This window comes from Enterobacter cloacae complex sp. CDL013, assembly GCF_049238805.1.
Classification (GTDB): Bacteria; Pseudomonadota; Gammaproteobacteria; order Enterobacterales; family Enterobacteriaceae; genus Enterobacter; species Enterobacter hormaechei_C.
On the sequence record NZ_JBMKGT010000002.1, the window covers coordinates 316,026 to 338,298 of the forward strand.

Annotated in this window: 20 protein-coding genes; 7 read left to right on the forward strand and 13 right to left on the reverse strand. The window is 55.7% G+C overall.

The features are described from left to right. Nucleotides 1-111 precede the first annotated feature (111 nt). Nucleotides 112-1,872, reverse strand: coding sequence for a DEAD/DEAH box helicase (locus ACOTXD_RS04525; protein WP_061856623.1), 1,761 nt, complete (start codon nt 1,870-1,872; stop codon nt 112-114). A 151-nt stretch (nt 1,873-2,023) separates the two neighbouring features. On the opposite strand from ACOTXD_RS04525, the gene rsuA reads away from it, so the two are divergent. The 3 genes from rsuA to ACOTXD_RS04540 all read left to right on the forward strand — a co-directional run bounded on the left by rsuA (nt 2,024) and on the right by ACOTXD_RS04540 (nt 4,567). Next, on the forward strand, nt 2,024-2,731 hold the full coding sequence (gene rsuA / locus ACOTXD_RS04530; protein WP_003859374.1) for a 16S rRNA pseudouridine(516) synthase RsuA: 708 nt from the start codon (nt 2,024-2,026) through the stop codon (nt 2,729-2,731). A gap of 15 nt (nt 2,732-2,746) precedes the next feature. Continuing rightward, nucleotides 2,747-3,946, forward strand: coding sequence for a Bcr/CflA family multidrug efflux MFS transporter (locus ACOTXD_RS04535; RefSeq protein ID WP_003859373.1), 1,200 nt, complete (start codon nt 2,747-2,749; stop codon nt 3,944-3,946). A gap of 276 nt (nt 3,947-4,222) precedes the next feature. After that, nucleotides 4,223-4,567 (forward strand): YejG family protein, encoded by a 345-nt coding sequence (locus ACOTXD_RS04540; protein WP_003859372.1) that lies wholly within the window; start codon nt 4,223-4,225, stop codon nt 4,565-4,567. Nucleotides 4,568-4,570: 3 nt separating this feature from the next. Here the strand turns inward: ACOTXD_RS04540 and yejF are convergent, their stop codons facing one another. From yejF to ACOTXD_RS04585, 9 genes are all read right to left on the reverse strand, one after another. Beyond that, on the reverse strand, nt 4,571-6,160 hold the full coding sequence (gene yejF, locus ACOTXD_RS04545; protein WP_003859371.1) for a microcin C ABC transporter ATP-binding protein YejF: 1,590 nt from the start codon (nt 6,158-6,160) through the stop codon (nt 4,571-4,573). Nucleotide 6,161: 1 nt separating this feature from the next. Then, nucleotides 6,162-7,187, reverse strand: a complete 1,026-nt coding sequence (locus ACOTXD_RS04550) for an ABC transporter permease (RefSeq protein WP_023314555.1) — start codon at nt 7,185-7,187, stop codon at nt 6,162-6,164. Further along, nucleotides 7,187-8,281, reverse strand: a complete 1,095-nt coding sequence (locus tag ACOTXD_RS04555) for a microcin C ABC transporter permease YejB (protein WP_003859369.1) — start codon at nt 8,279-8,281, stop codon at nt 7,187-7,189. Before ACOTXD_RS04555 ends, ACOTXD_RS04550 begins: the two co-directional genes overlap by 1 nt. Before the next feature lie 9 nt (nt 8,282-8,290). Beyond that, entirely contained in the window at nt 8,291-10,096 is a 1,806-nt protein-coding gene (locus tag ACOTXD_RS04560; RefSeq protein ID WP_032609709.1) for an extracellular solute-binding protein, read from the reverse strand. Between the two features lie 75 nt (nt 10,097-10,171). Further along, nucleotides 10,172-11,725 carry a cyclic di-GMP phosphodiesterase gene (locus tag ACOTXD_RS04565; RefSeq protein WP_003859366.1) on the reverse strand — a complete coding sequence of 518 codons (1,554 nt, stop codon included), beginning with the start codon at nt 11,723-11,725 and terminating at the stop codon, nt 10,172-10,174. A gap of 127 nt (nt 11,726-11,852) precedes the next feature. After that, entirely contained in the window at nt 11,853-12,422 is a 570-nt protein-coding gene (mepS, locus tag ACOTXD_RS04570) for a bifunctional murein DD-endopeptidase/murein LD-carboxypeptidase (protein ID WP_003859364.1), read from the reverse strand. Between the two features lie 415 nt (nt 12,423-12,837). Then, nucleotides 12,838-13,551, reverse strand: a complete 714-nt coding sequence (locus tag ACOTXD_RS04575) for a phosphatase PAP2 family protein (RefSeq protein WP_048208335.1) — start codon at nt 13,549-13,551, stop codon at nt 12,838-12,840. Nucleotides 13,552-13,584: 33 nt separating this feature from the next. Beyond that, a complete protein-coding gene (locus tag ACOTXD_RS04580) occupies nt 13,585-14,571 on the reverse strand; it encodes a CobW family GTP-binding protein (RefSeq protein ID WP_003859361.1) in 987 nt (328 codons plus the stop codon). A 123-nt stretch (nt 14,572-14,694) separates the two neighbouring features. Beyond that, entirely contained in the window at nt 14,695-16,161 is a 1,467-nt protein-coding gene (locus ACOTXD_RS04585) for a mannitol dehydrogenase family protein (RefSeq protein WP_061856621.1), read from the reverse strand. Between the two features lie 205 nt (nt 16,162-16,366). Between ACOTXD_RS04585 and uxuA the strand changes: the two genes are divergently transcribed. After that, nucleotides 16,367-17,557, forward strand: a complete 1,191-nt coding sequence (uxuA, locus tag ACOTXD_RS04590) for a mannonate dehydratase (protein WP_061856620.1) — start codon at nt 16,367-16,369, stop codon at nt 17,555-17,557. Nucleotides 17,558-17,673: 116 nt separating this feature from the next. Here uxuA and yeiP read toward each other — a convergent pair whose 3' ends face one another. Next, a complete protein-coding gene (yeiP, locus tag ACOTXD_RS04595) occupies nt 17,674-18,246 on the reverse strand; it encodes an elongation factor P-like protein YeiP (RefSeq protein WP_003859355.1) in 573 nt (190 codons plus the stop codon). 164 nt (nt 18,247-18,410) lie between these two features. On the opposite strand from yeiP, the gene ACOTXD_RS04600 reads away from it, so the two are divergent. Beyond that, nucleotides 18,411-18,665: a YkgJ family cysteine cluster protein gene (locus ACOTXD_RS04600; protein ID WP_003859353.1), complete on the forward strand. Its 255-nt coding sequence runs from the start codon at nt 18,411-18,413 to the stop codon at nt 18,663-18,665. Here the strand turns inward: ACOTXD_RS04600 and setB are convergent. Continuing rightward, on the reverse strand, nt 18,662-19,843 hold the full coding sequence (gene setB, locus ACOTXD_RS04605; protein ID WP_045331133.1) for a sugar efflux transporter SetB: 1,182 nt from the start codon (nt 19,841-19,843) through the stop codon (nt 18,662-18,664). The genes ACOTXD_RS04600 and setB overlap by 4 nt on opposite strands. 103 nt (nt 19,844-19,946) lie before the next feature. After that, complete coding sequence (locus ACOTXD_RS04610; protein ID WP_139152746.1) at nt 19,947-20,126, reverse strand: hypothetical protein; 180 nt, start codon at nt 20,124-20,126, stop codon at nt 19,947-19,949. A 75-nt stretch (nt 20,127-20,201) separates the two neighbouring features. Here ACOTXD_RS04610 and fruB point away from each other — a divergent pair, with 75 nt between their 5' ends. Continuing rightward, complete coding sequence (gene fruB, locus ACOTXD_RS04615) at nt 20,202-21,332, forward strand: fused PTS fructose transporter subunit IIA/HPr protein (RefSeq protein ID WP_003859349.1); 1,131 nt, start codon at nt 20,202-20,204, stop codon at nt 21,330-21,332. Then, nucleotides 21,332-22,270: a 1-phosphofructokinase gene (gene fruK, locus ACOTXD_RS04620; RefSeq protein ID WP_006811313.1), complete on the forward strand. Its 939-nt coding sequence runs from the start codon at nt 21,332-21,334 to the stop codon at nt 22,268-22,270. Before fruB ends, fruK begins: the two co-directional genes overlap by 1 nt. Nucleotides 22,271-22,273: the final 3 nt, after the last annotated feature.

Below are 22,273 nucleotides of genomic sequence, written 5' to 3' on the forward strand. Positions count from 1 at the left end.
ATTTAAAACCCTACTACAGGCGACCCAGCAGCAGGTGAGTGTTCTGCCTCACGGATGTGAAGCGGGCGGCATTTTATACTCAAATGGCTCGCGCATCAACGAAAAGTCCCGTTAACCGCGCAATTCGTTTGCCCGGCGAAAGCGTCCTTCATAGTCAAAGACCTTCTCACGTACCTGCCAGAACTGCCCTTTTTTGCGGGCGACAACAAAATCAGGATGCCGCAGCAACGCCTGCTGGCGCACGATATCGGCAACGGTTAGCCAGCGCAGCGGTACGCCAGGCGTGCGGGTATGCGGGCGGATAAAGAGCTGCTCGAACGCGGTGCGCTGGGCGGACGTCTGGACTCGGAACCGCTCGCTGACGTCTGCGCCATCCTCGTCGTAATAGGTGATTTTTAGCCACTCGCCTTTTTCATCCGCGCCGGGTTGTAAGGCCATGCCGGAACAGCGCAGCACCAGCGCATCCTTTAGTTTCAGCGCTGCTTTCAGCATGTCGTCCGGGTCGACCAGAACCGTGTCGCACTCGCGGCAGCGGCGGGCGGCGATATCGTTCTCGGCGTTGCACTGCGGACAGTTTTTAAAGCGGAAGCGGAAATCACACTGTTCGCGATGGCCTTCATCGTCTTCAAACCAGCCCTGACAGCGGCGGCCAAAATGTTCAATCAGCGTGCCGTCGACGGTGGTTTTCCCCCAGAAGGTGTTGGCAAACCCGCAGGCAGGGCAAAAAACCTGAACGGGAACGTTGTCGCTCTTGCCTTTTGGCGTGCCTACTTCCGGCGAATAGAGATCGTGCGGGTTACCGGCGTAATCAAGGATCAGACAGTCGGTTTTGCCCGGCGCCAGACGCAGCCCGCGGCCAACAATCTGCTGATACAGGCTGACGGATTCCGTCGGGCGAAGAATCGCAATCAGGTCGACGTGCGGGGCGTCAAAGCCGGTGGTTAGTACGGAGACATTCACCAGATAGCGGAACCGCTGAGCTTTGAAGTCCTCAATCAGGCTGTCGCGCTCCGGGCCGGGGGTTTCACCGGTAATTAACGCCGCGTCGTCGGCGGGCAGCAGCCCCGTAATTTCACGCGCGTGTTCGACAGTGGCAGCAAAAATCATCACCCCTTTGCGCGTTTGTGCAAACTCTTCAATCTGGCTGATGATATGCGGCGTGATCCGCTTCTGTTTTTTCAGCTCATGGTTAAGATCTGCCTCGCTGAACAGCCCGTTGCTCTGCGCCTGTAAGCGGCTGAAATCGTACTGCACGACGGGCATATCCAGCCGCTCCGGCGGCGTCAGGTAGCCGTGCTTGATCATGTAGCGCAGCGGAAGCTCATAGATACAGTCGCGGAACAGGGCCTTTTCATCGCCACGCACCATGCCGTGATAATGAAACTGATAAATCCAGCCCTTGCCCAGACGAAACGGCGTGGCGGTGAGGCCAAGCAGACGGAGGTGAGGATTCACCTTTTTCAGATGAGTGAGGATTTGCTGATACTGGCTGTCGTCGTCATCGCTGATGCGGTGACACTCATCGACAATCAGCAGGGAAAACTCGCTGCGAAACAGTTCCAGGTTGCGCGCAACGGATTGTACGCTGCCAAACACCACTTTTCCGTGGCTCTCTTTGCGCTTCAGTCCGGCGGCAAAAATGTCGGCCTCCAGGCCGAGCGCGCAATATTTGGCGTGGTTTTGCGCCACCAGCTCTTTGACATGCGCCAGCACCAGCACGCGTCCGCGGGCCAGGCGCGCCAGTTCGGCAATCACCAGGCTTTTGCCGGCTCCGGTCGGGAGTACGATGGCGGCGGGCTCCCGATGCTTGCGAAACCAGGCGAGGGTGGCATCAACGGCTTCCTGCTGATAGGGGCGTAATGTGAACGTCATGGCTTCTCTATTCAGTTAACTCGCATATAGTATGCCACGAAACTTTTTCCCTTGAGTGGCGCAACCAGACCATTATACTGAACTGTTTCTGACTGCTTCTTTTTCGGACGCGTAGTCCGACTTCCAGCACCATTAAGGCTAAAAAGATTTCATGCGACTTGATAAGTTTATCGCTCAGCAACTCGGCGTAAGCCGCGCTATTGCCGGGCGTGAAATTCGCGCCAGCCGCGTAACCGTGGACGGCGACATTGTGAAAGACAGCGCTTTTAAACTCCAGCCTGAGCACCAGGTGGAGTATGACGGCAACCCGCTGACCCAGCAGAATGGCCCGCGCTACTTCATGCTCAACAAACCGGAAGGTTACGTCTGTTCAACGGACGATCCGGATCACCCGACGGTGCTCTACTTCCTCGACGAACCTGTGGCGCACAAGCTGCATGCGGCAGGGCGACTGGATATTGATACCACCGGCCTGGTGCTGATGACCGATGACGGCCAGTGGTCGCATCGCATCACCTCCCCGCGCCATCACTGTGAGAAAACCTATCGGGTGACGCTTGAGTCTCCGGTCTCGGATGACACGGCAGAGCAGTTCGCAAAAGGCGTTCAGCTGCATAATGAAAAAGATCTGACCAAACCGGCGGTGCTGGAAATCATCACTCCAACTGACGTGCGCCTGACCATCAGTGAAGGCCGCTATCACCAGGTGAAACGGATGTTTGCCGCCGTGGGCAACCACGTTGTGGGGCTGCATCGTGAACGTATCGGCGCGATTGAACTCGATCCAGACCTGGCGCCAGGGGAATATCGCCCGCTGACGGAAGAAGAGATTGCCAGCGTCGGGCTGCCTTCACGCTAAATTCAGGAGAACTCAGTGACCACCAGGCCACACTCGTCGTTTAAAATTGTATTTATCCTTGGCCTGCTGGCCATGCTGATGCCGCTGTCTATCGATATGTATCTGCCCGCGCTGCCGGTGATTTCCGCGCAGTTTGGCGTACCGGCAGGCAGCGCGCAGATGACGCTCAGCACCTACATTCTTGGTTTTGCCCTCGGTCAGCTCTTTTATGGCCCAATGGCCGACAGCCTGGGGCGTAAACCAGTTATTCTGGGGGGGACATTGATATTTGCCGCGGCGGCGGTGGCCTGCGCGCTGGCGCAGAGTATCGATCAGCTGATTGTGATGCGTTTCTTCCATGGCCTGGCGGCGGCTGCGGCAAGCGTGGTAATTAACGCGCTGATGCGCGACGTCTACCCGAAGGAAGAGTTCTCACGCATGATGTCGTTCGTCATGCTGGTCACGACAATTGCGCCGCTGGTCGCCCCCATGGTGGGCGGGGCGGTGCTGGTTTGGTTCAGCTGGCATGCGATTTTCTGGATCCTGGCGATTGCCGCGCTGCTGGCCTCGGTGATGATCTTCGTCTTTATCGATGAAACGCTGCCGGTCGAGCGACGTCAGAAGTTCCACGTTCGCACCACGCTTGGCAACTTTGCCTCGCTGTTTCGCCATAAGCGTGTGCTCAGTTATATGCTTGCCAGCGGCTTCAGCTTTGCCGGAATGTTCTCGTTCCTGAGTGCGGGGCCGTTTGTGTACATCGAACTGAACCATGTGTCACCCCAGCATTTTGGTTACTACTTCGCGCTGAATATTGTGTTCCTGTTTGTGATGACCATTATCAACAGCCGCTTTGTCCGGCGGGTTGGGGCGCTGAATATGTTCCGCGCCGGGCTGTGGATCCAGTTCGTGATGGCTATCTGGCTGGTATTGAGCGCGTTGCTGGGCGTCGGTTTCTGGGCGCTGGTGGTGGGCGTGGCGGCGTTTGTCGGCTGCGTGTCGATGGTTTCATCCAACGCGATGGCGGTGATCCTCGACGAATTCCCGCATATGGCGGGTACCGCCTCGTCGCTGGCAGGAACGTTCCGTTTCGGGATTGGCGCGATAGTCGGGGCGCTGCTCTCGACGGCGACGTTTAATACCGCCTGGCCGATGCTGTGGGCGATTGCCCTCTGCGCGACCTGCTCCATTCTTTTTTATCTTTACGCCAGCCGGCCGCGAAAGACGGCGCATAAATGACCACTTAAGGCCCGATACGGGCCTTTTTGTTGACCCATATCAACCAACCCTACGTTCGTTTACCCTGTGTTTGTTTCTTTTATGTAAAATCTATTTATGTAAAAAGTCACATCATTGTATTTAAAAAGGTTGAGTTAGATCGCAGAAACGGGTACATATAGCGCCGACGCGAGCCTGCAACGCCTATAAAATCCGCTAAACAGTGCAGGTTGTCGATGATGTGTTACTATAAATGTAAATAAATTGTGAAGTAAATTTGCTTCCGGGGATCTGAACGTGAATACATTACAACTCTCCATTGTCCATCGCTTGCCCCAGAGCTATCGCTGGTCGACGGGTTTTGCAGGTTCGAAAGTTGAACCGATTCCGCAAAGCGTTGCCGGGGAGGATAATTGCCTGGTGGCGCTCAAACTGCTCAGCCCGAGCGATGAAAATGCGTGGCCGGTTATGGAACGTCTCAGCCAGGCGCTGACGGACATCGAAGTGGACAGCTCCGTGCTGGAATGCGAAGGTGAGCCGTGCCTGTTTGTTAACAGCCAGGATGAGTTTGCCGCCACCTGTCGTCTGAAAAACTTCGGCGTGGCCATTGCCGAGCCGTTCTCCGGTCAATACCCTTTCTGAGTGCTAGTCAGCGGACAATAGCTGGCGCGTGTAATCCTGCGTCGGCGCGGTGAATACGCGCTGGCACTCTCCCTGCTCCACGACTTCTCCCTGCCGCAATACCACCACCTGATGGCAAAGCGCACGCACCACCTGTAAATCGTGGCTGATAAAGATATAGGCCAGCCGATGCTTTTCCTGTAGCCCCTTCAGCAGCGCCAGAATTTGCGCCTGCACGGTGCGGTCCAGGGAAGAGGTTGGCTCGTCCAGCACGATCAGCTCCGGTTTCAGGATCAGCGCGCGGGCAATCGCTATACGCTGGCGCTGTCCGCCAGAAAACTCAGCCGGATACCGGTGCCGGGTCTCGGGATCTAAACCCACTTCCTCCATCACCCGCTTCACGTCGATTTCACGCTGTTGCGCCGTCATTGTCGGCTGGTGGACGCGCAGGCCCTCTTCAATAATCTGTAATACGCTCAGGCGCGGGTTAAGCGAAGAGTTTGGATCCTGAAATACCACCTGCATCCGCGGGCGGACAGGAAGCATCATCCGGCGATTCAGGTTTTGCAGCGGCATGCCGTCAAAGACAATGCTTCCCTGAGAGGCGATCAGGCGCAGCAGCGCCAGGCCGGTGGTGCTTTTGCCCGAGCCGGATTCGCCCACAAGCCCAAGCGACTCACCCGGACGCAGAGCGAAACTCATGTCTTTCAGGACATGATTGTGATCGACCACGCGACGGAGAATGCCTTTGCGGATCGGGAATGACACCGACAGCCCCTCAACGCTCAGCAACGGCGCGCAGTCAGCGTTAAGCGGAACCGGGTCGCCAGCGGGTTCGCTATCGAGCAGGCGCTGTGTATACGGGTGCTGAGGCGCGCTCAGCAGGGCGGATGCCCGGTTCTGTTCCACGCAGCGGCCGTTTTGCATCACGGCCACCGTGTCAGCAAGCTTTTTCACGATGCTCAGGTTGTGCGTAATGAACAACAGGCTCATGTTCAGCTCGTCGCGAAGCTCGCGCAGCAGTTGCAGAATTTGCGCCTGCACCGTGACGTCCAGCGCGGTGGTGGGTTCATCGGCAATCAGCAGTTCGGGGCGTGTGAGCAGGGCCATTGCGATCATCACGCGCTGGCGCTCGCCGCCGGAAAGCTGGTGCGGGAAATCGTTCAGCCGTTTCGCCGCATGACGAATACCGGTGCGTTCAAGGCAGTCCAGAATTTCACCCCGCGCTGCCTCTTTACGCATTCCCCGATGAAGGGACAGCACTTCATAGAGCTGTTTTTCCAGCGTATGCAGAGGGTTGAGCGACACCATCGGCTCCTGAAAAATCATGGCGATGTTATTGCCACGAATGCCGCGCAGGGTTTGCTCGTCAGCGTTCAGCAGCGATTGTCCATGGAACAGAATATCCCCCTGCGGATAGCTGACCGGCGGGGAGGGGAGCAGGCGCAGCACCGAAAGTGCCGAGACGCTTTTACCGGAACCGGATTCCCCGACCAGCGCCAGCGTCTCTCCGCGCTGGATCTGCAACGATAAATCCGTCACTACCGTGCGTGATTCGCCCTGCTTTGAAAACGCTATCGACAGGTTTTCTATGCTCAGAAGAGGCCGGGTCATGTCATACCGCCTTGTTGGGATCGAAGGCATCGCGCACGGCTTCGCCAATAAAAATCAGCAGGGAAAGCAGCACCGCCACGGAGAGGAATGCGGTGATGCCCAGCCAGGGGGCCTGGAGATTGTTTTTGCCCTGCAACAGCAGTTCGCCAAGGGACGGTGAGCCCAGTGGCAAACCGAAACCAAGAAAATCAAGCGACGTCAGGGTGGTAATGGAGCTGCACAAAATAAACGGCAGGAAGGTGAGGGTCGCCACCACCGCATTGGGAAGCATGTGGCGGAAGATAATTGCGCGATCGCTCACGCCTAACGCTTGCGCGGCGCGAATATAGTCGTAATTCCGCGTGCGCAGAAACTCCGCGCGCACCACGCCGACCAGCGCCATCCAGCCGAACAGGACGGTGATCCCGAGCAGCCACCAGAAGCCAGGCTGTACCACACTGGACAGCAGGATAATCAGAAACAGCGTTGGCATACCGGACCAGACTTCAATCACGCGCTGTCCCCATAAATCTATTTTACCCCCGTAATAGCCTTGCACGGCGCCCGCCACAACGCCCATTACGCTGCTAAAGAGCGTCAGCATCAGCCCAAACAGGAGCGAGATGCGGGTGCCATAGAGGATACGCGCCAGCACATCGCCGCCGTTGGCGTCCGTTCCCAGCCAGTTTTGCGCGGAAGGCGGCGAAGGGAAGGGGGTAGACGTGGCGAAGTTAATACTGTTCGCGCCAAAACGAATCGGTGCCCAGATAGCCCAGCCGTGCTGCGCTATCTGCTCACGTAACCAGGGATCCTGGTACTCGGCTGGCGTCGCAAATGGGCCGCCAAAATCGCTTTCGCTATAGGTAGTAAGCACCGGTACATACCAGCGGTCTTTGAAATGCACCAGCAGGGGTTTATCGTTGGCAATCAGTTCCGAACACATACTTAAAGCGAACAGGACGGCGAAGATCCACAGCGACCAGTAGCCGCGACGGTTGTGGCGAAAGCGCGCCCAGCGGGCCTGATTGACGGGGCTTAAACGCGACATCAGCGGCCCTCAAAATCGATACGGGGATCGACCAGCGTATAGCTGATATCGCTGATGATGTTCAGCAGCAGGCCGATCAGGGTGAAAATGTAGAGTGTGCCAAACATCACCGGATAATCACGGGAGACGGTGGCCTCATAGCCCAGCAGCCCTAATCCGTTGAGCGAGAACATCACTTCTATCAGCAACGAGCCGGTAAAAAACATACTGATGAACGTGGCGGGGAAACCTGCAATCACCAGCAGCATGGCGTTACGAAAAACGTGCTTCCACATGATCTGCTTTTCACCGACGCCTTTGGCGCGCGCGGTGACGACGTACTGTTTGCGGATCTCATCAAGAAAGGCGTTTTTGGTCAGCATCGTAAGCGCCGCAAAACCGCCGATGACCGTCGCCAGCACCGGCAGCGTGATGTGCCAGAAGTAATCGGTGATTTTCTGATACCACGGCAGCGTGCTGAAATCCGCGGAGACCAGCCCGCGCAGCGGGAAGAGGTCGAAATAACTGCCGCCTGCGAAAAACACAATCAACAGCACGGCAAACAGAAACGCCGGAATAGCGTAGCCGATGATAATAAACGTACTGCTCCAGATATCGAAACGGCTACCGTTGTAGACCGCTTTCCTTATCCCCAGCGGAATGGAGACCAGATAAATAATCAGCGTCCCCCACAATCCGAGCGTGATGGAAACCGGCAGGCTTTGTTTGATCAGGGTTAACACCGAGGCGCTGCGAAACAGGCTGTCGCCAAAATCGAAACGGACATAATCCCATAGCATCCTGAAATAGCGCTCGTGCAGCGGCTTGTCAAAACCATAGCGATGGGTGATCTCGGCGATCACCTCCGGATCCAGTCCCCGACCGCCCCGGTAGTGGCTTTCGCTGATGTTGCCCACGCCCGTCCGGGCATGGCTGGCCCCCATTCCTTCGCCGCCGCCGCCCGGCATGCCGCCAGCGTGACCAAATTCTATTGCCGCAATCGCCTGGTCCACCGGACCGCCGGGGGCGATCTGGACGATAAAAAAGTTAATGGTAATGATGGCCCACAGCGTCGGGATCACTAACAGCAGCCGGCGGATAAGATAAGCGCCCATCGTCACTCCTTAACGCCGCTCTGCGGGCAATTTTGCGGCTTTATTCACGTCATACCACCAGGTGTCAAAGCCGAGGGTGTAAACCGGGCGAACGGCAGGCAGGGAGAATTTATCCCAGCGGGCCACGCGATCTTCGCCCATATACCACATCGGCAGCATGTAATAGTTCCAGGTTAATACCCGATCGAGCGCGCGGCCAAGCGGCAGAAGCTTGTTCTTATCGCCCTGAGCGGCCACAATTTTTGCAATCAGCGCATCAATCACCGGGCTCTTTACGCCCGGGGCGTTGTAGGAGGAGTCGATATACCCCGATGCCCAGGAGATTTGCAGATCTGAACTCGGCCACGGCTGGGCGGCCCACAGGGTCTGCATCATATCGTAATCGCGACTGCGCTTGCGGTTAGTCAACTGGGCCATATCGACCTGGCGGATATTCATAGTGACGCCAAGCCGGGCAAGGTTCTTCTTAAACGGCAGCACCCACTGATCGTTTGCGCCAGAGGCAATCAGCAGTTCGAAGCTGAGCGGTTTACCGGTTTGCGCATTAACCCGTTGCCGATTTTTCAGCACCCAGCCAGCGTCATCCAGCAGGTTGCTGGCTTTCAGCAGGTTGTCCCGGTCGAACCCGTTTCCGTCGGATTTGGGCGGTTCAAATATGCGGGTGAACACCTCCGGCGGTAGCTCCGCTTTCATTGGCGCCAGCAAAACCAGCTCGTCCGCGTGGGGATAATCACGGGCGGCATATTCAGTATTCTGGAAATAGCTGTTCGCCCGGCTGTAGGCTCCGTAAAACAGCGCTTTGTTCATCCATTCGAAATCAAACGCCAGGGTAATGGCTTCACGCACCCGACGATCGGAAAAAAACGGGCGCTGAATATTAAACGCCAGCCAGCGCGTGTCCTGCGCGGATTCGTTTTTGTGTTCGTCTTTAACGATATAGCCTTTCGCGAAATTTTTTCCGATATAGCGGGTCGCCCAGTTTTTGGCGCTGTTCTCGACACGTAAATCAAATGCGCCTGCCTTAAATGCCTCGAAGGCCACGTTATCATCCAGGTAGTAGTCGTAGCGGATTGTATCGAAGTTCCAGCGGCCCCGGTTTACCGGCAGCGTGGCTGCCCAGTAATCTTTCACACGGGAATAGATCACATACTGGCCCATTCGCCAGTCGGTAATGCGATACGGCCCTCCGGCCAGCGGCGGGGTAGAGAGGGGATCGCTCAGCTTATGGTTTTTCCAGAAGGATTCGGGCATGACGGGCAGGGAGAACAGGCTCAGCATATTCTCTTTGTTCGCCTCAGGGAGTTCGATTCGCACGGTCAGCGGGGCGATGGCTTTCACCGTGGTGCCCTTGTACACCAGACGAAACTGTGGCACGCCTTCGGTCATAAATTTATGAAAGGTGAACGCCACGTCGCGGGCGCTAACCGGCGTACCGTCGTGAAAACGCGCCCGCGGATTAATCGCGATTTCTGCCCAGCTGAAATCTTCGGCGTAACGTACGTTCTCGGCGACCAGGGGATAATAGCTGCCGGGCTCGTCGTCGGAGGTGACGAACAGCGTGTCATAGAGGGATTCGGTACGCGCTGCCGCTACGCCGCGCAGGGCAAAGCGGTTAAAGTTGTCAAATGTTCCCGTGGCGGAAAGCGTCACGTTTCCGCCTTTCGGGGCGGCTGGGTTGACGTAATCGTAGTGGTTAAAGTTAACCGCGTACTTCGGCTCGCCAATGACGGCAAAGGCCGTGCTCTCTTTGATGGTCTGCGCCTGGCTCGACAGGCTCACCAGCGCCAACAGCGTCAACACAACGCGCATAATCATAGTGCGGCGGATCCCTTTGTTCACAGACAGGCTCGGTTGAACAGAATAATAAGGGACAGCACCGTGATTGTGAAATTATTCCCCGAGCGTGATATCGGGTTGCCACGTCCTGAACTGCTCCAGCGGCATCGGGCGGCCAATCCAGTAGCCCTGAAGATAGTTTACGCCATGCTCGCGCAGCCACGCCGCCTGCTCGGGCGTTTCAACACCCTCGGCGACGGTTATCATATTCAGACGTTCTGCCAGCGTCAGCACCGCGTCAAGCACTGGCGAGGTGACGGTTTCAGTCCCGATGGCATTCACGAAGCCACGGTCAATTTTCAGGTAATCCATCGTGAAGCGTTCCAGATAGATCAGCGCGCTGTGGCCAGTGCCAAAATCATCGATGGCGATTTCAAAACCTTCATTGTGCAGCCATTCGAACAGCTGATTTGCCTCGCGGTGGTTAATCATGTCGCGCTCGGTTATTTCCAGCACAATCTGGAAGTGATCGGGCGGAAGGGCGGCGAGAAACGCGCGCATATCCTCTTTAAAGCTTTCCGCATGCAGATGCCCGGGCGCGATGTTGATCCCAAACTTGGCCCCAGGCGGGAGCACCGTTTGCAGAACAGGGGCATCGCGGATAATCAGGTCAAAAAGATGCAGCGTCAGCGGGACAATCAGCTTCTGCGCTTCAGCGAAGTTAATAAAGGCATCCGGTGGAATTTCGCCCATCACCGGATGCTTCCAGCGCATCAGGACTTCCAGCCCGGTCATTCTGAGCGACTGCGCATCCACGACGGGTTGATAGACCACGTAAAACTGGTCGTGCTTGATGGCCGTGAGGATCTCTTTCCCCGGATTGAGACGGATAGTAAGAATATAGAAATTCAACAGGCCCGCCGCGATACCGCAGACCAGGCCGAAAAACACCGCGTAGAGCAGTTCATCGGTTGTCCAGGCTTGCGCATAAACGTTTACGGTCAATGGAATATTTTTCAGCGTGGCGCTACGGGCAGGGACGTCAGGCAAATCCCGCGCCTGGATCAGCATTCCGGACTGTGTAGATAACGCGGAATCGCCAATGACGATCGATATCCCGGCAAATTCATCCTGACGTGACGTATAGAGAAGATAAGGCGACAGGTTGAGGTTGACGGACGTAAACACGCCGCCGTCTTTCACCAGCGGATTGCGATACCAGATGGCGATCGCGGGCTTATCCGGCAGCATTGGCGTGCCCGGCAGGAGCGCGATATCAACAGGTTTGCTGATATGTAGCTGAGGGATAAGCTTTTCCATCGGGGTATTCATCGGGCCTGTTGCCGAGGAGCAGAAGGCCTGTTTATCCCTGACCAGCAAAAAGGCGCGCACGTTGATGCTAAAGGCCGCCCGGGAGGTCAGGGCGGCACTCACTTCCTCGCAGCTGTTCAGCGTGAGTGGCTGGAGCGTATCAATCGACATTTTGAGCTCATCGAAATAGCTCTCCATGTAAACGCTTAAATCGGTAATGAGAGTATCGAATCTGACGTCTCGCTTGTGATAACTCCAGTAAAACTGTAATGCTCCCAGAAGCAGGGCAGTGAATAACCCTGTAAGGAAACTGATAAACAGTATCTTGCGGTTGCTGGAGAAGTAGCGGGTTAACATAGATGTCGTGATTCCTGAAATGCCGCTGGATAGTTATCAGTGTAACGGGCAAAAAAAAACACTGCCGGAGCAGTGCTTTTTTTATCGTATCGCCAGCCAAGGGATAACCAACGATACGACAACAATATTAACTACGGCTCAGAACGCGGCGAGCTTCGTTGTAGCGTTTCTTCCAGTAAGGTTCGTTCATGCTGGAAATCGTCACACCGCTGCTGGTGGAAGCATGGACAAACTGATCGTTACCGATATAGATGCCAACGTGTCGACCGGTTGAACCTGCTCTGAACAGGACTAAATCGCCCGTGCGTAGTTTAGTACGCGAAATGGACTTGCCCATTTCCTGCTGTTCATAGGTAGAACGCGGAAGGTCTAACCCAAACTGCTCACGGAACGTACGCTGTACGAAAGCGGAACAATCGATGCCTTTCTTGGTGCTGCCGCCCAGACGGTAACGCACGCCTTTCCAGTCAGCATACTGATCCATAATACGCGACTTAACGTCGAGATTACGTACCATATTTTCAAATTCATCCTGAGAGGCTTGCAGTGAAGAGGAATCTTCCATTCCCACAACACGCGTCTCAGGATGCATATTCTTCGCGGTATTCGTCGTACTACATGCCGAAAGCAGAACCGCCACTGCAATCGCCGGGATCCCCCGCAAGATATATCTCAAGATTGGTTGAGATTTGACCATTTTGTTTGTTTTCCCTTGAAGTCCTTAACGAAAATATCGTTATAAAAATGCCAACCGTGACGAGACTAATTATCTGTTCACAATGAGACAATTCTTTATGGTGAAAACTGTGGCTCAACGCACAAAATTATTTACCATGATAATAATTATCTCAGTGGGGCAAAACGAGTTTGAGGTTAACCGATTGCACGGGGTATTGCGAGCAAAAAAGTCCGATTTTTTATAAGAAAATGTGATACACAAAGTTACAGCGCGGAATTGCTCAAAATGCCGCCATTCATACCGATAATCCCTGCAATTGCTTCATTTTTATCACGAATTGTATGACAGGATGATGACAGCGTTGAATGACGCCCGAAAGAAGAGACTCAGGGACCGAAAACGATCCCTGATGAATGGTGTTAATTTGCGTTATTTATCTGTTTCTGACTTGTTTAAATTTACCGGGAAGATAGCGATCAAAAATACCTATTACGCGATCGCTCAGTGGGGTCATCAGCACCCACGGTAAACCAATTAACACCGCTGTGAGGGAGCCTACGACGATATCTGTCAGCCAGTGAGCACCAATCATCACTCGCGGGAATGCAAATACCACCACAATAAACAGGGCGATGGCGAAGGCTTTTTTACCAAAATAGCGCAGCATGAAGCCAGCAAAAATCAGCAGCATCATACCGTGGTCGCCCGGGAAGCTGTCCTTCGACGCGTCTTTGGTTGGAATATGAAGCAGCTCGCTGACGCGGTTAATATTCGGGAAAAAGAGCGAAGGACTGGCGCGTTTAACCGGCATCAGATGCTGCGCCAGCTGGTTGATAATCACGGCTGCCAGCAGCATCACCAGACCGATAATCAGAATACGGCGACGACCCGTTTTGTCTTCCTTCAGCCAGAAGGAGAGCATCAGGCAGCCCATTGCCAGCAGCGAACAGCCGTCAAACGCGCGGTTGTTGGTGATCGCCACCAGCCACAGGAAGGCTTCACTCTTCGCCAGCGCCTGGTTAAAGAAGTGGAACAGCCCGGAATCCAGCGGGAACCAGAAACCGTGATCCGCCGGGATATACCAGGAGAAAAAGAGCGCCAGACCGGCAGCGTTGAGCAATAAAATAGCAGGAAGTCGAGTCGTCATAGTCTTCAGCAATGTGTGAAATCAGGGGCAACGTTAGCCGCCCAAACTTAAACGAAGCTTCAACAGGCTTGACTGGAGGGCATTCCAGTCGGTATTAACCGCACTAATTAACTCTATCCGGCTGTCGGGTGGCGCGACATTCTGGGTTTCAATAAAGAAATCCTCGCCCTGACGGTTAATGCGCACCAGACCATCCGGAGTGCGCATGATCCCTTTTACCCGCTCAACCGGCGCCAGTCTCGCCCATTCCAGTATACCAATGGTGTCGAAAACCGTATCGGCATCGAAGATCCACCCGCAGGCCTGGTGCCCCTGACCGCTGTTCAAATTTCGACGCCAGCGCTGATGTTCCGGCAGGCTCAGTGCAGCCAGGCCTTGCTTCGCGCCGTGGCTATGCGAATGCTCTGCGCTGGCAGGCAGTTGCGTCTGGTTGAGGCGGGGAAGATCGAGCAGGGCGCCATCAATGTTGCCCTGGGTGGTCTGCACGTATTGACGTCCACCGCCAGCTTGCTGCCACCAGGACTCGAACGCGGCCTGACTCTCAGCCGTCGCGCGATCGGATTTATTCGCCACGATAATATCTGCCGAGGCGAGCTGGTCGCGGAAATTGTCGTTGTTGATCGTTTTTTCATCCAGCAGCTGGCGGGGGTCGAGCAGGCAAAGCGTCGCACGCAGCTCAAGCCACGGCTCGTAGACCGGGGCGGTCAGTAAATCAAGGATTTGCTTAGGATGACCCAGCCCGGTAGGCTCAATCAGCAACCGGTCCGGCTTGCCCTGACGCAGCAGCGTATTCAGCCCGACCTGCATCGGCAGACCATTCACGCAGCACATACACCCGCCCGGGATCTCTTTCACCATCGCGCCGCTGTCGGCGAGCAACGCGCCGTCGATGCCGACTTCGCCAAATTCGTTGACCAGCACGGCCCACTTTTCCGCCGGATCTTTATTGGCCAGCAAATGCAGAATGGACGTAGTTTTACCGCTGCCGAGAAAACCGGTGATCAGGTTGGTTTTGGTCACGTGCGCTCCGATAAATAATTGTGATGTAGTAGCAACTACCTATCATCCTGACGAAAAAATCGGGCATTGAGAAGAGGGAGGGCGAACGGAGCGTAATGCCGTTCGCCATAAACGCAATAATCGCTAAATTTTTAACGTTTCGATAACGGCCTGACGCGCGCCGAGGCGGGTGATGCGCCGGTACGCCCCGGCTATCGCGTCGACAAAGACAGGGTTTTGCGGCAGGTCGTCGCCAAAAATTTCTTTCAGCGTCAGCAGGGCGTTAACGCGCTCCGCGTCGCTGCTGGCTTCAGCAATCGCATTAAACTTTTCGCTCAGCGGATCGCGCACGTCAATGGCGTTGCCCTGTTCGTCCGTCCCGCTGACGTAGCGCATCCAGCCCGCCACCCCCAGCGCCAGTAATGGCCAGGCGGTGTTACGCTCAAGATGCATGCGGATCCCATCCAGCATGCGCTGAGGCAGTTTCTGGCTGCCGTCCATGGCGATTTGCCATGTACGATGCTGAAGGGCCGGGTTGGCGAAGCGGTTAAGCAGGCTGTCAGCATAGGCTGTCAGATCAACGTTGGTGATGCGCAGCGTAGGGGCCTGCTCATTCAGCATCAGCCTGCGGGCAGCCTCGCGGAAACTGTCGTCCTGCATACATTCATTTATGTGCGCGTAGCCAGCAAGGTAGCCCAGATACGCGAGGAAGGAGTGGCTGCCGTTCAGCATCCGCAGCTTCATCTGCTCCCAGGGCAGGACATCCTCAACCATCTGTACGCCTGCAACCTCCCACTCCGGACGTCCGGCGACAAAGTTATCTTCCACTACCCACTGAATGAACGGTTCACAGCTGATGGCGCAGGGATCTTCAACGCCAAGTTCCTGGGTGATTTCCGCGAGTGAGGCGTCGGTGGCGGCGGGCACGATTCGGTCGACCATGGTGCCAGGGAAGCTCACGTGCGCCTCGATCCATGCGGCCAGCTCTGCGGAACGCTTTCCGGCCATGCCGAGAACGGCATTTTTCACCACGTGGCCGTTGTCGGGAATATTGTCGCAGGAGAGCACGGTAAACGCCGGCAGGCCACGCTCGCGGCGGCGATGAAGCGCTTCGACCAGAATACCCGGTGCGGAATGTGGTTCAGACGGATGCTCGAGATCGTGCAGGATGCGGCTGTTCTGCATATCCAGTTTTCCCGTCGCCGGATCGATGCAGTAGCCTTTTTCGGTAATGGTGAGGGAGACAATTGCCACCTGCGGTTCGCAGAATTTCTCAATAATGGCTGCCAGCGAGTCGAGTTTGGCGTTAAGGCACTCTTTTACCGCACCGATAATAATGGGCTGATTGCCTTCGGCACCTTTCTCCAGCACGGTAAACAGATGATCCTGCGCCCGGAGCTGGCCCATAAGGACATCGCCGCTAAAGAGGCTAATCTCACAAATTCCCCAGTCGCCTCCTCTGGCATTCAGTACCCGGTTTGTTAACAACGCCTGATGCGCCCGGTGGAACGCGCCAAAACCGAAATGGACGATGCGGGAGCGTAACTGCTCGCGATCGTAGCGGGGCTGCTGGACATGAGCAGGAAGCGCGGTGGAGGCAATAGTATTCATGTAGTACACACCTGATTAACCATTAATTAACAATGCCAGTGTAAAGTTATATGACAACAAATTAAATTGGTAAGCCGTAAATATCCCTGTTATGTGAGTTTGATCAATCAATGTCACGCGCTGTATTGACCACTTCGATTAAACATGTATGGTAGTCGTCATTGAGGTAACACATATTGGTATAACAACTTGAGAGGGTGGGGCAATGGAACAAACCTGGCGTTGGTACGGGCCGAACGATCCGGTTTCTCTTGATGATGTGCGTCAGGCTGGCGCAACGGGTGTGGTCACGGCGCTGCATCATATTCCGAACGGTCAGGTGTGGCCGGTGGAGGAAATCCAAAAGCGTCAGGCTCAGCTGGCAGAGAAGGGGTTAACCTGGTCTGTTGTGGAAAGTATTCCGGTTCACGAAGATATCAAAACCCACTCCGGTGAGTGTGATACCTGGATTGCGAATTATCAGCAGAGCATTCGTAACCTGGCAGCCTGCGGTATTGATACCGTCTGCTACAACTTTATGCCGATTCTGGACTGGACGCGTACCGACCTGGAATATGTAATGGCCGATGGTTCGAAGGCGCTGCGTTTCGATCAAATCGCTTTTGCGGCTTTCGAGCTGCACATTCTGAAGCGTCCGGGTGCGGAAGCAGACTACACCGCCGAAGAGCAGCAGCAGGCGCTGGCGTGGTTCAATGCCGCCAGTGAAGCGGACATTGAGAAGCTGGTTCGCAATATCATCGCGGGCCTGCCGGGGGCGGAAGAGGGCTATACCCTCGATCAGTTCCGCGCGCGCCTGGCGGAATATGGCGATATCGATAAAAACCAGCTGCGTGAAAACATGGCGCGCTTCCTGCGCGCTATCGTGCCGGTGGCAGAAGAAGTCGGCGTGCGGCTGGCGGTTCATCCGGACGATCCACCGCGTCCTATCCTCGGCCTGCCGCGTATTGTGTCTACGATTGAAGATATGCAGTGGCTAAAAGAGACGGTGGATAGCATCTACAACGGCTTTACCATGTGTACGGGCTCGTATGGGGTGCGGGCGGATAACGATCTGGTGCGGATGATCGAAACCTTCGGCGATCGCATTCATTTCACCCACCTGCGTGCAACCTGCCGTGAAGAGAATCCAAAAACCTTCCACGAAGCAGCCCATCTTGGCGGCGACGTGAACATGGTTGCGGTGGTGGATGCCATTCTCTCTGAAGAGGTTCGTCGTAAGCAGGGAGGAGATGTTCGTCCTATCCCGTTCCGTCCGGATCACGGGCACCAGATGCTGGACGATCTGCGCAAGAAAACGAATCCAGGGTATTCGGCGATTGGCCGTCTGAAAGGGATGGCGGAAGTGCGCGGTATCGAGCTGGCGCTGAAAATGACGAAGTATCCTGAACTTCTTTAAGTCTCATTGCCCGGTGGCGCTACGCTTACCGGGCCTACGAAAAACCGGCTCTGAGGCCGGTTTTTGTGTTTTTGTAGGCCGGGTAAGGCGTAGCCGCCACCCGGCAAATGCCACAATCAGTCAGCACGACCCATATAGCGTTTTTCTTCGATATGGATACGGATTTTCTCGCCCGCCGACAGGTACTCTGGCACCTGTACGACCAGACCGGTAGTCAGGGTAGCCGGTTTGTTACGCGCACTTGCAGACGCGCCTTTGATGCCCGGTGCCGTTTCAACAATTTCCAGATCAACGGTCTGCGGCAGTTCCAGCGCCAGCAGCACGCCATCCCAGGTCAGCACCTGCATGTCCGGCATCCCACCTTCAGGAATAAACAGCAGCTCTTCTTCGATCTGATCTTTGGTGAAGATATACGGGGTGTAATCTTCTTTATCCATGAACACGTATTCGTTGCCGTCAATGTAGGAAAAATCAACGTAGCGACGGGTCAGGGTTACGGTATCGACGATATCGTCGCCTTTAAAACGTTCTTCCACTTTCAGGCCGGTGCGGACATCGGAGAAACGCATTTTGTACAGCGTTGCTGCGCCACGGGCGCTGGGTGCCTGAATGTCGATATCTTTCACAATCAGCAGTTTGCCGTTGTAATTCAGTACCATACCTTTCTTAATTTCGTTCGCTCTTGGCATTGCAGTAATCCTGTTTACGGGAGGTAAAAAATATCGCGCCAAATTACTCGCGCGCGGCCTTTCAGGCAAGCGGAATTCGTGGGTTTTGCTATCAATACATAAAAGGTGTTACTGTGCGCGCAATGCCCGACTGCGCGGGCATCTGCCACCAACAGAGAGCATGTATGGATTGTCGTTCCGACTGTGGCGCGTGCTGTACCGCACCGTCCATCTCAAGCCCCATTCCAGGCATGCCGGAGGGCAAGCCTGCCAATACCCGCTGCGTTCAGCTCTCTGACACTAACCTGTGCATGATCTTTGGCTCGCCTTTACGCCCGAAGGTGTGCTCCGGGCTCCAGCCAACCGCCGAAATGTGCGGCAGTACGCGCCAGCAGGCCATCACTTATCTGCTTGAGCTGGAAGCGCTCACCGCGCCTTAAACGTCTTTGATTCGCGTCAGGCAGCTCAGCGTCATGACGCACATCACCAGCGCAATCCAGAACACCGTATGATAGTTCCAGATTTCAGCCACAACGCCCGCCAGTGAGCCTGCAATAATCCAGCCCACGCGGGTGGTATTCGTATAAAGGGTGGTGGCAGAGCCTGCCTGACCCGGCATCAGGTCCTGAAAGTAGAGCATGCCGATACCGGCCAGAATACCGATGTAAATGGCGTTCAGCAGCTGTAAAGCCAGAAGCAGGGCTGGCGTATGAACCGTCAGCATACCGACATAAAACAGCAGCCCGGCTACGGCGGCGACGCGCATCAAAAAGCGCTTGCCGAAGCGCTTCGCGTAATAGCCCGCAATCAGCATGGTGGGGATCTCAAGCCCCGCAGCGGTTCCCATCATGATCCCGGCCAGCTTCTCCGGCAGATGCAGCTCATCAATAATAAACAGCGGCATATTAATGATATAGAGGCTGTTCGTTCCCCACATCAGCGTACAGATAATGAATAACAGCAGCGCGTCGCGGCGGTTGCGTCGCGGAGCTTCCAGCGTACCAGTCGCCACTTTCGGCTCTTTGCGCATGGAGGGCAGGAAGAACCAGACCATTGCGCCGCACACAACGAAGGCCACGGCTGCGCTGAGGTACATCACCGTAAAGCCAAAACCCATCGCCAGCGCGTAGGCTAACGGGGGGCCAATCACCCACGCCAGCGACACCTGCGCGCGCAGTATCGAGCTGAACATCACCGCTTCCCGCCCGGTGCGGTCGGCGTGCTCGCGGGCAAGGGCGAACATCTGCGGGTTGGCGGTCGAGCCGAAGCTGCTCAGGAAGACGCCCACGAACAGCAGAATGAAGTAGTTACGGTTCCAGGCAAACAGCAGGCAAGCAAATACCCCGAGCAGGCAGCAAAAAACGATCAGGCTTTTGCGATCGCCTTTGCGGTCTGAATGACCGGCAAGAAACTGGCTGACAAAAATGCCAATGATGGCGCTCCCGGTAAAGAAGAAGCCAACCATCGCCGGGCGGGCGTGGACTTCGTTGGTCAGAAAGAGGCTCAGCGTAGGCGTTTGTAACGCACCGGCAATACCGGTGAGGAAAGCAACGATCAAAAACGCCGTTGACGTCAAATCAAAAGGCTTTGGTGAGGCGGCAGCGGGGGTGTTATGCATGTTCAGTCTTTGCGAGTAACAGAGAGAGGCGGAGTTTACGCCGCCCGTCATTAAATAAACAGAGGGCAAAATCAAGATTGCCACAATAAATCAAAATAGCATTTCAGTTTATCGCCGTTTCGCTGAAGCGTGCTGAACCTGTTTGCTGAACATCAGCAAAAACCTCCCGACTGAAGAAGAAATGTGCTGCACTTCTAAATTCTGCAACAAGAAATGTAACTTTTCTTGCAACCTTTTGTAGAAAAGACAAGACTTCTTGAAACGTTTCAGCGCTATCTTGCATGTCCTGAAAAAGCAGGTTAGCGCCTATTTTCTCAGTTAAGCTGAAACGATTCAATTTCAGCAGGAGAGGAGAATCATGTTCCAGTTATCTGTTCAGGATATTCACCCGGGCGAACAGGCCGGGAATAAAGAAGAGGCTATTCGCCAGGTCGCCGCTGCGCTCGTGCAGGCTGGCAACGTGGCTGACGGCTACGTCAACGGCATGCTGGCGCGTGAACAGCAGACCTCCACCTTCCTCGGTAACGGTATTGCAATTCCGCACGGCACCACGGACACCCGCGATCAGGTGCTGAAAACCGGTGTGCAGGTCTTCCAGTTCCCGCAGGGCGTGCTGTGGGGCGAGGGTCAGGTGGCTTATGTGGCGATCGGCATCGCGGCCAGCGGTGACGAACACCTGGGCCTGCTGCGTCAGCTGACGCACGTGCTGAGTGATGATGCCGTCGCGGAACAGCTTAAATCCGCCACCACTGCTGAAGAACTGCGTGCCCTGCTGATGGGCGAAAAACAGAGCGAAGCGCTGAAGCTGGATAATGAAACCCTGACGCTGGACGTCGTTGCGTCCGATCTGGTAACGCTCCAGGCGCTGAATGCGGCTCGCCTGAAAGAGGTCGGTGCGGCGGATACCGCTTTTGTGACGCGCGCAATCAATGATAAGCCATTAAACCTGGGGCAGGGCATCTGGCTGAACGACAGTGCTGAAGGTAACCTGCGCAGCGCTATCGCGGTCAGCCGTGCTGCGGTTGCCTTTGAGACCGACGGTGAACGCGCCGCGATGCTGGTAACGGTTGCCATGACTGACGATCAGCCGGTTTCCGTGCTGAAGCGTCTGGGCGATCTGCTGCTGAACAATAAAGCTGAAAAACTGCTGAACGCAGACGCGGCGACGGTGCTGGCTCTGCTGACCAGCGACGATGCGCTGACGGATGACCTGCTGAGCGCAGAGTACGTGGTGCGTAACGAACATGGCCTGCATGCCCGTCCGGGCACCATGCTGGTGAATACCATTAAACAATTTGAAAGTGAGATCACCGTGACCAATCTGGACGGTTCGGGTAAACCAGCCAACGGGCGTAGCCTGATGAAAGTTGTCGCGCTGGGCGTGAAGAAAGGCCATCGTCTGCGCTTTACCGCGCAGGGTGCGGATGCTGAACAGGCGCTGAAAGCGATTGGCGACGCCATCGCGGCTGGTCTGGGGGAGGGCGCATAATGAGCAGACGTGTTGCGACCATTACGCTGAACCCGGCTTACGATCTGGTGGGGTTCTGCCCGGAAATTGAGCGTGGCGAAGTTAACCTGGTGCGGACGACCGGCCTGCATGCCGCAGGGAAAGGCATTAACGTGGCGAAAGTGCTGAAAGATCTCGGCATCGACGTCACCGTTGGCGGCTTCCTCGGTAAAGACAACCAGGACGGTTTTCAGCAGCTGTTCAGCGAGTTGGGCATCGCCAACCGTTTTCAGGTTGTGCAGGGCCGTACCCGCATTAACGTTAAGCTGACCGAGAAAGACGGTGAAGTGACCGATCTGAACTTCTCCGGCTTCGAAGTGACCCCGGCTGACTGGGAGCGCTTTGTTGCCGATTCCCTGAGCTGGCTGGGCCAGTTTGACATGGTGTGCGTCAGCGGCAGTCTGCCCTCCGGCGTCAGCCCGGAAGCGTTCACCGACTGGATGACGCGCCTGCGCAGCCAGTGCCCGTGCATTATTTTCGACAGCAGCCGCGACGCGCTGGTCGCCGGTCTGAAAGCCTCTCCGTGGCTGGTTAAGCCTAATCGCCGCGAACTGGAGATCTGGGCGGGCCGTAAGCTGCCAGAATTAAAGGATGTGATTGACGCTGCCCATGCGCTGCGCGAGCAGGGTATCGCTCACGTGGTGATTTCGCTGGGTGCAGAAGGTGCCCTGTGGGTTAACGCCTCCGGGGAATGGATTGCCAAACCGCCTTCAATGGAGGTGGTCAGCACCGTGGGTGCCGGGGATTCGATGGTTGGCGGTCTGATCTACGGTCTGCTGATGCGCGAATCCAGTGAACATACCTTACGTCTTGCTACCGCCGTTGCGGCCCTGGCCGTGAGCCAGAGCAATGTCGGTATTACCGATCGTACCCAGTTAGCCGCGATGATGGCGCGCGTTGACTTAAAACCTTTTAACTAACAG